Here is a 14,435-nt window from a genome sequence, read left to right as displayed (position 1 = left end):
TCACTCGCGCGTCCAGCGGGCGATCCAGGTCTCGCTGAGCGGACCGTTCGGACCGTTCAGCACCGCCGAGAGATCGGCCAGCTTGGCGCCTTCGGGCAGGTATTCGAAGGCCAGCCGCATCCGGCCCTGCTCGGGCAGGCGCAGCAGGTAGCTGTGCCCGATCCGCCCGGCCGAGGCGCGCAGCTGCGGCACCGGATCGTCCGAGCCGAACAGCCCCAGGTCGAAGTCCACGATATAGGTGCGGCCGTTGGGATTGTTGATCGCCTGGCCCGACATGGTCTCGAGCACGCGGGAAATCGGCGCGCTGTCAGGAACTTCGGCGGCAAATGTCAGAATATAGTTGAAGTCGTAGCGATTGCCCTTGGCCAATGTGTCGGCCGGCTGCCAGAACGAGACGATATTGTCGTTGAACTCGTTCTCGACCGGGATCTCGATCAGCGTGACCGTGCCCTTGCCCCATTCGTCCTGCGGCGCGATCCAGGCCGAGGGGCGCTTTTCATAGCGCGCCTCGGCATCCTTGTAGGATTCGAAGTCGCGCGCGCGCTGCGCCAGGCCGAATCCCAGCGGATCGTTGTCCATGAAGGCCGAGACCTGCAAGGTGCTGTGCCCCGACAGCACCCGCCACAGCCGCTGTTCGCTGCCGGTCAGCATCTGCAACCCGTCGCTGTCATGCACCGCGGGGCGATAGTCGTCCACGCGCGAGCGGTCGGTCGGCCCGAACCAATACATCGAGGTCAGGGGCGCGATGCCTGCGTTGCGCATGTCCTGGCGCGGAAACAGCGAGACGCGGGTGTCGAAGACCGTCTCGGCGCCCGGCGTGATGCGGAACTCGAACGCGCCCGAGACGGAGCGGCTGTCGAGCAGCGCATGGACCAGCACGGAACGGTCCTGCGATCCGGGCTTGTGGATCCAGAAGCCGCGGAACAGCGGGAACTCCTCGCCCTCGGCGCTGCCGGTGCCGATGGCCAGGCCGCGCGCCGAGAGGCCGTAAAGCGTGCCGCGCGCCACGGCGCGGAAATAGCTGGCGCCCTGGAAGACCGCGATCTCGTCCATCACGTCGGGACGGTTCAGCGGCGCGCGCAGGCGGAACCCCGACCAGCCCATGTTGCCCAGCGTCTCGTAATCGACGCCGTCGGGGAATTGCACCGGGTCGAAGTCGAACATGTGCGGATCGAACCGGACCGGAATCACCACCCCCTCGTCGACCAGGGCGATGTCCACCGGCTCGTGGAAGATCGCGCCCGGCGGCAGCAGGTCCAGCGCGAAATCGCGGCTGCCGGCCCAGGGGTCGCGGTCGCGGCGGAACCGGATGCCGCGATACTGGTCATAGGTCAGGTTGCCGAAGCTGCCGACCAGCTCGGCATCGCGGTATTCATAAGGATTGGCGGCCAGATCCCTGGCCATCGCGGCGACATCCTCGAAGCCGAAGGGCCTGGGCGCGGCCTCCTCGGCCGGTTCGGCGGCGGCTTCCGGCTGGGCCTCGGGGCTTTCCTGCGCCAGGGCCGCCCCCAGCGAGGCTGACAGCGCGCTGACGGCCGACACAGCCGCACCGGCAGAAAGGACAAATTCACGACGACGCATCGACCGACCCCATGTTTCGGGCAGGAAAGCCCGGAAATTCCGGGGGGATTTCGCATTGCCGCGCGCATCAGGCAAGCCTTTTCGCGCCGAAAGGCAGGGTCTTGCCGAGAGGTTGATCGGAATTGGCGCGCCAAAGGGCCGCGCCGGCCCGAAAGCCCGCGCGGCCCGATGTGCCTGCCGCCTGCCTCAGCGGTTGATTTCCCGCGTGACCTGCCCCTTGGGGCTCAGCTCGACCGCGACCGGCTCGCCCTCGGGGTTCACCGCCTGCGCCAGGACGCGCGTCCCGTCCTGCATGATCTCGCCGATGCGGCTGTAGCCGGCCGAGGTCAGCGCCATGCGCACCTCGCCCCGGTAAAGCTGGTCCGGCGACAGCGCGCCCTGGCGCTGCGGCGCGGGCGCCTCGCCGGCAGGGGCCGGTGCCTCTCCGGCGGGGGCCGGCGGCGGCATGTCGCGGCCCGGCCCGCGGTCCCAGCCGCGCTCGCCCCCGCGATCCCCGCGCGGCCCATGGTCCCAGCCCCGCGGGCCGTCGCCGCGGTGATGGCCGCGACGCATGTCCCGGCGGTCGTGGTCGTGCTTGCCCTGCCAGCCCTTGCCACGATCGCCGCCGCGCTCGGCATCGCCGCGGCCAAAGCGCATCAGCGTGCCGTCCTGGGTAAAGGCGGCGCGCACGCCCTGCTTGCCGTCGCCCTGCCCGGCCAGCATCACGCCGCGCTCGCCGGAAAACACCGCCTTCAGCCCGCCCAGCTCGCCGAAGACCGCGCTGTCGCGCACGGGCTGCGGCACCAGCTGGTCGACCAGCGCCTGCGGCAACACGCCGTCGCCCTTGGCGCGCAGCCCGCGCAGCTGGCCCTTGTCGTCCAGCATGGCGTCGATCTGCGTGCCGTCGGGCAGCTTGCCCTCCAGCCGGGTGGCGCCACGCGGGCCGAGCTTGCTGGTCACGTCGGTCAGCCCGGCATCCTGCAATACCTGCGGCAGCGCGACCGGCGCCTGGGACTGGGCCTGGGCCTCGGCCGCGGGCGGGGGCGCGGCGGGCGTCTCTTGCGCCAGCACGGGGGCCGAGAACGCCGCCAGCAGGGCCGAAAGCGCGATCGAGGTCGAGAGTTTTCTGCTCATCTCTGGTTCCTTCCTTATCGGGGCATCCTCAGCGGCCCCGGACGAATCGGGTGATAGCCCCCGTCGCGCCAACCAAAGACCAACGACCCGTTTGGCTTTCATTTGGATTTCGCCCATTACATAGGGCCGATGAACCGCATGCGCATCATATCCCTGTCGCTTCCCGTCGCGCTGGCGCTGGGGCTGAACGCGCTGGCCGAGGATCGCGGCCACGACCGCGGCCCGCCCTGGCCCGAGGATTGGGCGCCCGAGTTCGAAAGCCTCCAGCGCCACGATTCCCGCATCCTGCCGCTCAACCGCGCTGCCGAGATCGTGGCGGAACGGTTCCGCGGCCGGCTGATCGCGGCGCGCATCGTGCCGCCCACCCCCGACGAGCGGGCGCAGGGCGTGATCCTGGTGCATGAGCTGCGCCTGCTGACGCCCAGGCGCGACGTGCTGCTGATCCGGCTGGACGCGCATAGCGGCGATTTCCTGGAGGTCGCGGGCGCGGGCCTGACCGATGCCCGCCGAAAGGGGCCGAAGCCATGAAATGCCTGATCGTCGAGGACGACCCGACCCTGTCCGCGCAGCTGGCAGCCGCCCTGCGCGACGGCGGCTTCACCTGCGACATCGCCGCCGACGGCACCCAGGGCGAATTCCTGGGCTCGACCGAGACCTACGACCTCGCGATCCTGGACCTGGGCCTGCCCGGCATGCCGGGGATCGAGGTGCTGACCCGCTGGCGCGAGGGCGGCGCGACCATGCCGGTGCTGATCCTGACCGCGCGCGGCGACTGGACCGACAAGGTGGCCGGCTTTCGCGCCGGGGCCGACGACTATGCCGTCAAGCCCTTCCGCCTGGAAGAGGTGGTGATCCGCGCCCAGACCCTGGTGCGCCGCGCCGCCGGCCATGCCCAGGCGGTGATCAAGGCCGGGCCATTGCGGCTCGACACCCAGCTGGGCGTCATCACCCGCAACGGGCTGGCGCTGAAGCTGACGGCGTTCGAAACCCGCATCCTCGCCTATCTGATCCATCACCAGAACCGCGTGGTCAGCCGCAGCGAACTGTCCGATCACCTCTATGATTCCGCCGCCGACCGCGACTTCAAGTCCATCGAGGTGGTGATCGGCCGGCTGCGCAAGAAGGTCGGCGAGGGCCTGATCGAGACCCGGCGCGGCGAGGGCTATGTGCTGAGGACCGCCGCTTGATCCTGCCGCGCGATTCGATCCGCGCCCGGCTGATCGGGCTGGCGGCGCTGCTGACCGGGGTGGCGCTGGTCGCAGGCTACCTCGCCATCGCCGCCATCCTCGAGGATTTCATCACCGGCCGCTTCGACGCCGAGACCGGGGCGGTGGCCGACGCCCTGATCGCCGGCGCCGGGATCGACGCCGAGGGCCGGCTGGTTGCCGGTCCCGCCCCGACCGATCCGCGTTTCCAGATGCCGCTGTCGGGCTGGTTCTGGCAATTGACGCAGGACGGCCAGGTGATGGCGAAATCGCCCTCGCTCTTCGACAACGTGCTGAACCCGCCCGAGGCGGATTTCCAGGGCGGCCCCGGCCTTGGCCCGGCGAACGAACCGCTGCGGGTCGCGCGCCATGTCTTCACCCTGCCCGGTTCCGCCTCGGCCCTGGCCGTCACCGTGACCGCGCCGCGGGCCGAGATCGACGCCGCCATGGCGCGGCTGCGCCGGCCGCTGGCCATCTCGCTGGCCGTGCTGGGCCTGGCCCTGGCAGCGGCCAGCCTGCTGCAGGTCGCGGCGGGGCTGCGCAGCCTCGACCGGCTCGGCCGCGACCTGCGCCGCATCCGCGCCGGCCAGGCCGAGGCGCTGCCCCTGCCCGCCGTGGCCGAACTGCGCCCGGTCGCGGCCGAGATCAACGCGCTGCTGGAACAGAACCGCGCCGTGCTGGCCCGCGCGCGCGAGCATGTCGGCAACCTGGCGCATTCGCTGAAGACGCCGCTGGCGGCGCTGGACAATGCGCTGCCCCCAGACCATCCCGGCCACGCGCTGATCGCGCGCATGGACCGCCAGATCGGCTGGCACCTGCGGCGCGCGCGCAGCTCGGCCGCGCCGCGGCTTCTGGGCCAGCGCACGCCGGTCGCGCCGGTGATCCAGGACATCCTGCTGGTGCTGGGCGGCCCGATCCGCGAGACCGGCCTGCGCGTCGAGGTCCGTGCCGAAGCCGATCCCGCCTTTGCCGGCGAGCGGCAGGATCTCGAGGAGATGATCGGCAACCTGGTCGAGAACGCGGTGAAATGGGCTTCCTCGGCGATCCGCATCACCGCGCGGACCCAGGGCGACCAGCTGCACATCCTGATCGAGGACGACGGCCCCGGCATGTCGGATCAGGATCATGCCCTGGCGCTGACCCGCGGCGCCCGGCTGGACGAGGCCGGCCCGCCGGGCACCGGCCTGGGCCTTGCCATCGTCGCCGACCTGGCGGCGCTGCATGGCGGCGCGCTGACGCTGGACCGCGCGGCGCTGGGGGGCTTGCGCGCGGGATTGCGGCTGCCGGGGGCTGCCGCGCCGGCAGCGCGGCGCGGCTAGATTCCCCTTGCCTCGCATGGCGCGCCGGCCTATCCCGGCCCGGCCTGGAAGCGTGGCCGAGTGGTTTAAGGCTCTGGTCTTGAAAACCAGCGTGGGGGAGACTCCACCGTGGGTTCGAATCCCACCGCTTCCGCCATTCCCTCAATAAAACAGTGGCTTGTCGAAGAATGCTGAGAAACCGGGACCGCTCCCCCGGCCCGCCGGTCGAGGCCGAAACGGACTCGCCCTATCGCGGCGCGATGCAGGTGGTGCCGGGCGGGACCGCTGGCTGGCACGCATGATAGGAGCGACAAGAAAGCCGGCCATCCCTGTGTAGCGCGTCAAAAAAAAAACGCCGCTTTTGCGTCAAAAAAACGCCACCAGACACCAGCCGCTCAAAGCGCATTAAACCCATGTTTCTGTCGCGTTACACCCTACGTCGGCCGGGGGCTGTTCATCCCCCTTGGTCGAGGGGACATCCCCAGCGACCCGATCTTCGTGTTCGATGCCTGTCCTATGCCTTCAATTTCGAGCCGTTGGAACCGGCCCCTGGACCCTCCGGCCGCGGGGGTGTTGGCGGTGGCAAGGATGGCCGCCAGTGCAGGGCCGGGCGCGGGGCGCAAGCGTCCAGAAACGCCGCACTGGCCCCGGCCAGCGGGACCGGCCTTCCCGCCCCGATCGCCTTCCCGAACCAGCCCGGCAAGCGCGTCGCAGCTCGGCTTCGGCCTTCAGAACGCGGGTTCCAGCACCCTGCGCAGCATCGAACGCGCCCGGTTCACGCGACTCTTGATGGTGCCGATATCGCAGTCGAGGATGCGCGAGGCGTCCAGATAGCTCTCGCCAAGCGCGCCGACCAGCACGATCGCCTCGCGGTAATGCACCGGCATCGCGCGCAACGCCGCCTGCAGCTCGCGGGCCTGCAGGTGCCATTCCTGGTCCGGCTTGACCTGCGGCGCCAGCGAGGCGCAATCCGCCGCCCCGGTGCGCTCGCGCGCGGATTTCCGGCAATTGGTGAAGAAACGGTTGCGCATGATGGTGAACAGCCAGGCCCGCATGTTGGTGCCCGGCCGGTAGCGGTGGACGTTCTCGATGGCGCGCAGCAGGGTCTCCTGGACCAGGTCCTCGGCATCCGGGACCGACCGGCACAAGGCGCGCGAATAGGCCCGGAGCGCTGGGATATGGCCGAGTATGTCGTCCGACATGACGGTCCTTCGCAATCCTCGAGGTGACGGCGGAAAGTCAATGCGGGCCGGGAAGGATGGTTCCGTGCGAAATCGCCGGATCGGCAGGAACCGGCCGGGCCTAGCGCAGGCCCCCGCCCGCGCTGCCATTGCCGCCGCCACCATTGCCGCCGCCCTTGCCGTCGCGGCGATGCCGGGCCTCGTCGAGCGCCGTCTCGAGCCGCCGCGCCAGTTCGCGCAGCCGCGGCGAGATCGGTTCCCTCTCCGTCTGCGCCAGCAGCTCGGACAGGGCCTTGTCGAGTTCGGCATCGACGATGGGGCCGCTTTCACCGTTGGCCATCAGGATCTCCATGTTCCACGCAACTGATCTATTTTAATCGAATGCCGCCGCTTGGCGAGCCTTCCCCCGCTGCATATTCCGACAGTGTTGCAGAACGGGGCGCGAATTCCCGCTCACATTCGGGCGATGCCCGCCGCCGCCTTGCCTTCCGGGGTGCCCTCGCGGCCGGCCGGTTCGGCAGCGGCCGGCGCGCCGTTTCCTGCGGGAACATCCCCACGCCGGGGGCGATCACATGGCGCAGGAGGCCGGGACATCCAGAAACGGGTCCGGAAAAGCAGACCAGCCGCAGGACGCGACCGAGGACGCCGAGACGGCAGGCGGGGGCCAAACCAACTCGGGCCGGGACGCGAAGGACGACGGCTTCGCCAGGCCGCGCGAGCCTCACCGGGCCCTGCGCGCGCTGCTGGGCGAATGCGCCGAGGCCGCCGAGCGGTCCGGGCCGGACCAGCGCGGCCGCAAGGCTGCCGCTGAAGCGGATGTCCGCCGGCCCGGCCCCATCCCTGGCCCCCGCTCTGGCCCCAGCCTCGTAGGCGCGGCCAGCCGGTGGCGCGCCAGCATCGGCGGCAGGACCGGTGCATGGGCCCTCCGTCGATGCGGTGATGCGCAGCGTGTCGAGACGCGCGCCCTCGATACGCTGGGTGGGCGCGAGTGACGAGATGATCCAGCTGTCGACGACCGAACCGATGCTGGAGCCGATGAAACCGCCGATCGTCGCGGCGCTGACGCCGAGGATCGCGCCGCCGATGGCGGCGCCGGCGACGCCGAGAACGAGGGTGGCCATGGCAGATGCTCAGCGTTGCGGGAACAGGAAGGCGAAGGCAATGCGCCGCCGCCAGACAGAGGTGAGCGGCTCCTCGATCACGCCGAGCCGCTCGTAGGCGTGGAGGAAGATGGCGGGCGCAGTGAGGATCCCGACATGCTTGGCGATGGCGCGGGATTTCATCCGGAAGAGGATCAGCGCGCCGGGTTCGGCCGCCGCAGGTTCCACTTCGATCATCATCTGCCGCGCGCCCTCCGCCAGCACCTCGCGCGGGCCGGTTTCGCCCCAGTCGCGGCTGTAGGGCGGGATCGGGAACGGCTCGGGGCCGACGATCTCGCGCCAGACACCACGGGCGAGGCCGAGGCAGTCGCAGCCGACGCCGCGCAAGCTGGCCTGATCGTGGTAGGGCGTGCCGAGCCAGGATCGCGCCGCCGCGATCACCCTGTTCGGCTCGGCCCCGCGCGGAGCGCACTCTTCCGGTAGGCTCGTCACAGCACGCTCCCGTCGTGCCCGCCATCCTTCGTCGCGTAGCGGAGAACAGCATCCTGACCGGGGATATGCGGGAAGCCCCGGAAGTTGGCGACATTGGCAAACTTCACGCCACAGTTCACCGGCTGGGAAGGTGTCGGCGATGCCTACGGCAACCCCGTTCCCGTCACATCGGAAGGCATCGACGCGCTTCTCGATATCTGGCCGGTGTTCGAGGCCTTCCAGACCCGCTGTCTCGCGCCGCACCCGATGCTGGACGTGGGCGCCTGCAAGGACATGGAAACGGCGGCCGTTCAAGGCCGCCCACTCCCCTTGATGAGACAACGCAGCAGGAGACGATAGCCGCCACGCGCCAGGTCGTTCGCCATCGCATGCCGTCCGGCGCGATGAGGCCGATGGCCATCACGCCCGTTTCGTGGATCTGGCAAAGAGCGGGCGACGGGCGCTCAGGCCCGAGCGCGTCGCAATGCCTGCGGCGGCTGGCCTCGGCGAGCAGGAAAGCGCCCGAGCAGACGCTGGCGATGCGCCGGGCCGTCACGCTCCTCAGCCCAGGCGACGATCTGCTGCGCTGCCGCCATCGAGCGGATGATCTCGCCGCCCGAGACGAGGATTGTATCGAAGGGGCCGTCGCGCAACGGCTCGGCCGCGAGGCTGAGGCCGAAGGAGCTTTCCACGCGCGCCGTCGCGCGGCAGATGCCCGGTGCCATGACCCTGAGCTGGTAGCTGCCCGGCCGGAAGCGCTCCGCCATCTCGAAGGCTGCGGTCGGGCCGGCCGTGTCGAGCAGTTGAAATCCCGGATGGAGCACAATGGCGATATTGCGTATCATGGCAGTTTTTGCCGGCTTTATGTCATTTCAGCCATGACCGGCCCGCGGTAAGATCAGGTCAACCTGGAACCCGGAGGACCAAAGTGAGAAAAGGCATGGTTGCCATGTGGGGACTCATCGGGGCCGTCATCGTCGTGGCGGGTGGCTTCGGCCTGTGGCTCGCGGCGTTGCCGTCCGATATGGCGGCATCCGCGCCGCCGGTGCCTGCCTCCGAGACGGCGGCGATGCTGGACGCGCTCCAGCCCTCCAGGAAGCGGCGGCCGGTCATCGCCGTCATCGGCCTCAACGATGCGACCGAGACGACGGACTACGTGGTGCCGACAGGAATCCTGCGGCGCGCCGACGTGGCCGATGTGCTGATGCTGGCGGCCGGCCCTGGTCCGGTCCATCTCTATCCCGCGCTCAACGCGGTTGAGCCGGATGCGACGATCGCCGAATTCGACGCTGCGCACCCGGACGGGGCGGACTATGTGATCGTGCCGGCAATGAGCCGCGACGACGATCCCGCCGTGCTGGCATGGCTGCGGCAGCAATCGGACAAGGGCGCCATCGTCATCGCTGTCTGCGCCGGGGCCAAGATCGTCGGCGCGGCCGGCCTGCTCGACGGCAGGCGCGCCACGACACACTGGTACTACCTGAAGGACCTGCTTCGGCGCAGCCCGACGATCGAGTATGTCGCGGACCGGCGCTTCGTGATCGACGGAAACGTCGCGACGACCACCGGCATCACCGCATCCGTGCCCATGATGCTGACCCTGATCGAGGCCGTCGCCGGCCGCAAAAAGGCAGAGGCCGTGGCCCAGGATCTCGGCGTCGACCGCTGGGACGCGCGGCATGCGAGCAGCGCATTCAGGTTTAGCCGCTCGTTCGCCACCACTGTTCTGGGCAACCTGGTCGCCTTCTGGAACCGCGACGCGTTCGGGATCGCCCTGGAACCGGGCATCGACGAGGTTGCGTTGGCTCAGGTCGCCGATGCCTGGTCGCGGACCTATCAGTCGAAGGCCGTCACCTTCGCTGCCTCGACGTCCGCCATCGTGACGGCGAACGGCATTCGCATCCTGCCCGGCCTGGTTGCGGAGGCCTGGCCGCAGGAGCGCACCGTCTCGATCTTCCCGGACCGGCGACCCGAAGCTGCCCTCGACCTCAATCTTCAGGCGATCGCCGGGCGATATGGCCAGCGCACGGCCAGGGTGGTGGCCATGCAGCTTGAATATCCTTGGGCTGAGACTGTGCCATGAAGGATTCGCGGAACTTGCCGGGTCGCGCATCTGCACGTCCCCTGGCTGACGCTCGGCTTCCATCGCGGCGGCGATGCCGTCCGCAGCTGAAAAGGTGAAGAGGCCAGCGGCCGCAGGTCGATCGCGGTCCTGGCCCGACAGACAGAAGGAATATCGACATGTCGCTCGCCCAAGTCCAGAACTTTGCCATCTCGCTCGACGGTTTCGGCACCGGGGAAGGCCTGAGCCGCGATCGCCCGTTCGGCCATGCGGACGAAAGTCTCCACGAATGGATGTTCGAGACCCGATGGTGGCGGGAGAGAACTGGCCGACAGGGTGGAACCGGCGGCATCGACGACGCGCTCGTTCGCCAGCACGACACCGGCATCGGCGCCGAGATCATGGGCGCCGGCAAATACGGCTTCCCCGGATGGCAGGACGATCCCGACTGGAAAGGTTGGTGGGGTTCCAGCCCGCCGTTCCACACGCCGGTCTTCGTCCTGACCCATCACACCCGCCCGCCGATCGAGATGGAGGGCGGCACGACGTTTCACTTCATCGATGCCTCGCCCGCCGAGGCGCTCGCGATGGCGCGCGAGGCCGCGAAGGGCCAGGGCGTGCGGATCGGCGGCGGCGCGACCGTCGTGCGCGACTTCTTCGCCGCCGGCCTGGTCGACCACGCCCATGTCGCGGTGGTGCCGATCCTGCTCGGCCGCGGCGTCCGGCTGTGGGACGGTCTCGAAGCCCTGGAGCAGAGCTATGAGATCGAGGCGGTCTCGTCGCCGAGCAGGGTGACGCATCTGAGATTCACGCGCCGAGGTCTGTAAACCACGGTCCCCCGGTGGCCGACAGCCGGGCGAAACCGGGCATCAGTCCGCGCTGCGCAATGAATCCGTCATCAGCTTGAAGCCGCGCGCACCGGCAGCAACGCCGGCCACTAACCGTCCCGGTCCTTCGTTCATTGGCGCGACGACCTCCAGGCAATGGCAAGCCCCGAAACAAGTACTGCCAGCAATACGGCATGGAAGAGGTAGTCCGCCGGCGAGCGTAATGCCCTGTCTTTCGCTGACGGCCGCCCTCGCCCGGCGCCATGCGGCCTCTGCCGCAAGCAGAACAAAGCCGCGGTCGACTAGGTCGAGCATCGAGATCGGCTCTCCGTTGCGCTCGACCACCAGATGCGGCGCGCGTGTGCCGGGCCGGCCCGACAGTTCGGCGACCGGCTCGAAGAGGCGATCCGGCGGCGGACCTTCCGGCACGATCGCACCCGTGTCGTAGCGCTGCCCGAACACGATATCGTAGTCGTCCACGATGGCGACGGCAGGCGGCAGCCGCCCCGCAGGACCCTTGAACCACTGCTGCAAGCGGGCAAGCGCCTGCGCGACCGTCGCGGCGATCACCGACCGGCGCTCCGCGTCGTAGCTGTCAAGCAGGCCGGCATCCGCCTCGCCCCGGACGACCATGGTGAGCTTCCCGGCCAGGTTGTGCGCGGCGTGGATGCCCGAATTGCCCCCGAATGCCCCGGTCGGCGGCATGAGGTGCGCGGCGTCGCCGACCAGAAAACAGCTACCCGCGGAAGCGCTTGGCGACGCATGCCGCCATCTCCCAGAACCGCGCGTCGACCAACTCCGCCTTGATGCCGGATCGGCCGGCCGCCTTTTCGACGAGTTCCCGGTAACGGTCGCGGTCGAAATCCTCCGGTCGCTCGCCTTTCTCTGGAAAATACTGCAATGCCACCAGTCAGCGCCCGCCAGGACGCGGCGTGACGGTGGCGTTGAGGTCGGTAACGAAGCAGGAGGTGAAGCGCTCGCCGCCGATCTCGGAAGACAAGTCGGTGTCGAAGATGATGTTCATCCAGTGCTGCAACACGCCCGGACCGCTTCGGCCGATGCCGAACATCTCGCGGAGCCTGCTGCCGGCACCGTCGGCGGTGATCAGATAGTCGGCGACCGCCGTTTCCTCCTTCCCGGTTTCGCGATTTCGGATGACGGCGCGAACACCGGCGGCGTCCTGCTCGAAGGACAAGCGCTCGCTGCTGAAGCGAATGTCCGCACCCAGCCTCTCTGCGCAATGCTGCAGGATCGGTTCCAGAACGTGCTGGTCGCAAGTCGCAGGCTGCGTGAGGCTGTAGGGGCTGGCACCGGGCCATGGCACCATCGCATATCTGGATCGGCAAGGTTTCTTCCCCGCACAATGCCGCCCCCTGCTGGTCACCGGTGCGTTTGGCGCGGATTTCCGCCTCCAGCCCGAGGCCGCGGAATATCTCCATGCTGCGGGGCGAGATGCCGGCGAATTTGTACTGGATCGACGTGTCGGCATGGCGCTTCACCACCATGCAGCCGATACCCTGATGGGCGAGAAGTGCTGCGGCCGTCAGGCCGTTCAGGCCGCTGCCGACGATCAGGACAGGGATATGCGTGCTCATGGGCTTCTCCCGTGCTTGGCATAAACGGGTTCGCCTCCGGCAGAGCCGGGTCACGTGCTGCCGGCATTTCTTTTGACTAACAAAATCATTTGACCATTCAAAGTATGCCAAGACATTGAAGCAAGGCGAAACCGAAGATGACGACACGCCCTCACGACGCGCCGGACCCTGCCACCGAGGCTTGGCGCTGTTTGATTTTCTGATGCGTTCGGCGCCGCAGCTTCTTGAGGCGCAGCAAAGCCATGAACTGACACCGAACCATTCCCGCGCCCTGTTCTCGCTCGACGCGGATGGCAAGCCGATCGGGGTGTTGGCGCGCGAATGGGGCTGCGACCCTTCGACTGCGACATGGTTGGTGGACCGGCTGGAGCGATCCGGCCTGGCCGACCGCGTTGCGTTGCGTTGCCCAGCGATCGGCGGGTGAAGCTCGTGCGAGCAACCGAAAAGGGAAGCGCGACGAAGGACGATTTGCAAGCGGCCTACTATCGTCCCCCGGCCGAGATCGCAAAGCTATCGCCAAGCGATCTCGATGCGCTCATCCGCATTTGTCGGAAGCTGCAAGATAGGTAAGAGGGTACTTCGGCATCAGGTGCGCGTCGAGGCCGCGCGGATCGAAGTCATGCTCGCAAGCTCCACCCATCCGCGCCTCACAGCTGCCGCCGTGCGGGAACTGGGAGCGCAGCCGGCTCCGGCTCGTAAAGCACGACTATCGGCAGGATCACGTCCGGGCTTTTGCGCAACGCGTCGAGGTGGCCGACGATGCAATCTACATAAGGCAGAAAAAGCGCCCTGTTGCGGACGCTGATAGCCACCAAGGGAGCGAAATGGCGGGAATCGGCGTTCCCGGTTTTATACCGAAGTGGCGGATGAGTCGGGACTGGCGTCGAATTTTCTCTACCCTGCAGAACTATCAGGGGGTCAGGAGGCCTCTCGCAACCCCATGACTTGCCTGCCTTTTGTTTCCACGCCTTCGTTTCCCGGCGACCGTGCGAGTCGCGCGAAAGGAGATGAAGATGCAAGAAACCTCCCCCGATCAGGCCGAACTGCCAAGCCGATGGACCATCAGCCCCAGAACTCTCGAGCGGTGGGGATGGGTGGGAGAGCCGCCTTTCATGAAACGCCCCAATCGCTCCCACCCGATCGGATCACGCCGGCCGAACGCCACGCCGAACTATGCAACTTGCTGGCATTCGGGCTGGTCCGGTCACGCATGCGAGACGATTCCTAATGTCACCGACGGACAGGTAGCGGCCCATCCTACGTCAGCCCGAAGTCCTCCCGGAACCGGTCGATCTGGTGCATCCGCTCATGCAGGACGGTGGCGATACCGATATCGTCGTTGGAGAGCCGGCGCCAATAGACGAAATGGCGTTCGTAGCGGAAGAAGAAACCCTCGACCCCGAACTCGGCCGGAATGGGCCGCGAGACAACGCCATGGGTCTCGATCCGCTCGAACGCCTCGAACATGCCGGTGATGTAGCGATCGGCCTGGGCCTCGCCCCAGCGGTCGCGCGTATGGCGATAGATGTCGTCGAGGTGGAGCGAAGCCGCCTCCTGGATGCGGACGGCCATCCGGTCAGGAGGCCCGGTTCCGGGCGATGACCTCGGCCGCGGTCAGCGGCTTGTAGCTGTCCTCGGGCGCGGCGAAGGCTCGCGTCAACTCTGCCTTCAGCCGGTCGAAGGCCTCGCGCTCGGCCCGCTCCTTGTCGCGCCGGATCAGGTCGCGGACATATTCGCTGATGTTCTCGTAGGAGCCGTGCTCGCCGACATTGGCCGCAACGAAGTCGCTGAGCGCGCCGCTGAGGCGGACGGTCATGGTCGTCGTTCGGGACATTGCGGCACTCCTTCCATGGCATCCGTCTTCAATATAACCAAAAATGCACACAGTCGCAACGCGCTCTACGCCATAGCCCGAGATGCGCCGGTACAGAACTGGCCCGATCGAGCGGCATGTCAGTCGCCAGTTGCGATTGGCCTATCTGTCGCCCACCGTCCTCAAACG

17 protein-coding genes, 1 tRNA gene and 3 pseudogenes are annotated in these 14,435 nt (G+C 68.2%); 8 read left to right on the top strand and 13 right to left on the bottom strand.

Annotated features, from left to right (window positions below; all coding sequences use genetic code 11):
• Together KF941_RS03460 and KF941_RS03455 are read right to left on the bottom strand one after the other, a co-directional pair.
• Window positions 1–1,542, bottom strand: coding sequence for a glucan biosynthesis protein G (locus tag KF941_RS03460; RefSeq protein WP_244273996.1), 1,542 nt, complete (start codon window positions 1,540–1,542; stop codon window positions 1–3).
• A gap of 225 nt (window positions 1,543–1,767) precedes the next feature.
• Window positions 1,768–2,694, bottom strand: a complete 927-nt coding sequence (locus tag KF941_RS03455) for a hypothetical protein (RefSeq protein ID WP_214272551.1) — start codon at window positions 2,692–2,694, stop codon at window positions 1,768–1,770.
• 138 nt (window positions 2,695–2,832) lie between these two features.
• Between KF941_RS03455 and KF941_RS03450 the strand changes: the two genes are divergently transcribed.
• The 4 genes from KF941_RS03450 (at window position 2,833) to KF941_RS03435 (ending at window position 5,354) form a co-directional block, all read left to right on the top strand.
• A complete protein-coding gene (locus KF941_RS03450; RefSeq protein WP_240540205.1) occupies window positions 2,833–3,222 on the top strand; it encodes a hypothetical protein in 390 nt (129 codons plus the stop codon).
• Window positions 3,219–3,881 (top strand): response regulator transcription factor, encoded by a 663-nt coding sequence (locus KF941_RS03445; protein WP_036751072.1) that lies wholly within the window; start codon window positions 3,219–3,221, stop codon window positions 3,879–3,881. Before KF941_RS03450 ends, KF941_RS03445 begins: the two co-directional genes overlap by 4 nt.
• Entirely contained in the window at window positions 3,878–5,218 is a 1,341-nt protein-coding gene (locus KF941_RS03440; RefSeq protein ID WP_036751075.1) for a HAMP domain-containing sensor histidine kinase, read from the top strand. Before KF941_RS03445 ends, KF941_RS03440 begins: the two co-directional genes overlap by 4 nt.
• A gap of 46 nt (window positions 5,219–5,264) precedes the next feature.
• Window positions 5,265–5,354: transfer RNA gene (locus KF941_RS03435), tRNA-Ser, on the top strand.
• 571 nt (window positions 5,355–5,925) lie between these two features.
• On the opposite strand, the gene KF941_RS03430 is transcribed toward KF941_RS03435, so the two are convergent.
• The 5 genes and pseudogenes from KF941_RS03430 to KF941_RS03410 form a co-directional block, all read right to left on the bottom strand.
• Entirely contained in the window at window positions 5,926–6,399 is a 474-nt protein-coding gene (locus KF941_RS03430) for a sigma-70 family RNA polymerase sigma factor (RefSeq protein WP_114536776.1), read from the bottom strand.
• A gap of 100 nt (window positions 6,400–6,499) precedes the next feature.
• Window positions 6,500–6,718 (bottom strand): hypothetical protein, encoded by a 219-nt coding sequence (locus KF941_RS03425; protein ID WP_214272550.1) that lies wholly within the window; start codon window positions 6,716–6,718, stop codon window positions 6,500–6,502.
• A 580-nt stretch (window positions 6,719–7,298) separates the two neighbouring features.
• A pseudogene (locus tag KF941_RS03420) lies at window positions 7,299–7,499 on the bottom strand (hypothetical protein); the annotation flags it as partial.
• A gap of 9 nt (window positions 7,500–7,508) precedes the next feature.
• Window positions 7,509–7,970, bottom strand: coding sequence for an NlpC/P60 family protein (locus tag KF941_RS03415; RefSeq protein ID WP_214272549.1), 462 nt, complete (start codon window positions 7,968–7,970; stop codon window positions 7,509–7,511).
• Window positions 7,967–8,083 (bottom strand): annotated as a pseudogene (locus tag KF941_RS03410) (phage BR0599 family protein); the annotation flags it as partial. The gene KF941_RS03415 and the pseudogene KF941_RS03410, both read right to left, overlap by 4 nt.
• A 10-nt stretch (window positions 8,084–8,093) precedes the next feature.
• Here KF941_RS03410 and KF941_RS03405 point away from each other — a divergent pair.
• Window positions 8,094–8,309, top strand: a pseudogene (locus KF941_RS03405) (hypothetical protein); the annotation flags it as partial.
• A 104-nt stretch (window positions 8,310–8,413) separates the two neighbouring features.
• Here KF941_RS03405 and KF941_RS03400 read toward each other — a convergent pair.
• A complete protein-coding gene (locus tag KF941_RS03400) occupies window positions 8,414–8,794 on the bottom strand; it encodes a hypothetical protein (RefSeq protein ID WP_214272548.1) in 381 nt (126 codons plus the stop codon).
• 104 nt (window positions 8,795–8,898) lie between these two features.
• Between KF941_RS03400 and KF941_RS03395 the strand changes: the two genes are divergently transcribed.
• Window positions 8,899–10,032, top strand: coding sequence for a DJ-1/PfpI family protein (locus KF941_RS03395; RefSeq protein ID WP_240540204.1), 1,134 nt, complete (start codon window positions 8,899–8,901; stop codon window positions 10,030–10,032).
• A 158-nt stretch (window positions 10,033–10,190) separates the two neighbouring features.
• Window positions 10,191–10,838, top strand: coding sequence for a dihydrofolate reductase family protein (locus KF941_RS03390; protein WP_214272546.1), 648 nt, complete (start codon window positions 10,191–10,193; stop codon window positions 10,836–10,838).
• Between the two features lie 42 nt (window positions 10,839–10,880).
• On the opposite strand, the gene KF941_RS28500 is transcribed toward KF941_RS03390, so the two are convergent.
• From KF941_RS28500 to KF941_RS28490, 3 genes are read right to left on the bottom strand one after another with little or no spacing between them, the layout of a single operon-like run.
• A complete protein-coding gene (locus tag KF941_RS28500; RefSeq protein ID WP_346428957.1) occupies window positions 10,881–11,543 on the bottom strand; it encodes an FAD-dependent monooxygenase in 663 nt (220 codons plus the stop codon).
• Window positions 11,544–11,574: 31 nt separating this feature from the next.
• Window positions 11,575–11,745, bottom strand: coding sequence for a hypothetical protein (locus KF941_RS28495; RefSeq protein WP_214272545.1), 171 nt, complete (start codon window positions 11,743–11,745; stop codon window positions 11,575–11,577).
• A gap of 3 nt (window positions 11,746–11,748) precedes the next feature.
• Window positions 11,749–12,165: an FAD-dependent monooxygenase gene (locus KF941_RS28490; protein WP_214272544.1), complete on the bottom strand. Its 417-nt coding sequence runs from the start codon at window positions 12,163–12,165 to the stop codon at window positions 11,749–11,751.
• Window positions 12,166–12,614: 449 nt separating this feature from the next.
• Between KF941_RS28490 and KF941_RS03365 the strand changes: the two genes are divergently transcribed.
• Entirely contained in the window at window positions 12,615–12,857 is a 243-nt protein-coding gene (locus tag KF941_RS03365; RefSeq protein ID WP_208021287.1) for a MarR family transcriptional regulator, read from the top strand.
• Window positions 12,858–13,690: 833 nt separating this feature from the next.
• Here KF941_RS03365 and KF941_RS03360 read toward each other — a convergent pair.
• Complete coding sequence (locus tag KF941_RS03360) at window positions 13,691–14,005, bottom strand: type II toxin-antitoxin system RelE/ParE family toxin (protein ID WP_214272543.1); 315 nt, start codon at window positions 14,003–14,005, stop codon at window positions 13,691–13,693.
• Window positions 14,006–14,009: 4 nt separating this feature from the next.
• Entirely contained in the window at window positions 14,010–14,267 is a 258-nt protein-coding gene (locus tag KF941_RS03355; protein ID WP_214272542.1) for an addiction module antitoxin, read from the bottom strand.
• Window positions 14,268–14,435 lie beyond the last annotated feature (168 nt).

Origin of the sequence: Paracoccus sp. pheM1 (assembly GCF_018499825.1) — a bacterium.
Lineage (GTDB): Bacteria > Pseudomonadota > Alphaproteobacteria > Rhodobacterales > Rhodobacteraceae > Paracoccus > Paracoccus versutus.
This window is presented reverse-complemented; position numbering and strand designations above follow the sequence as displayed.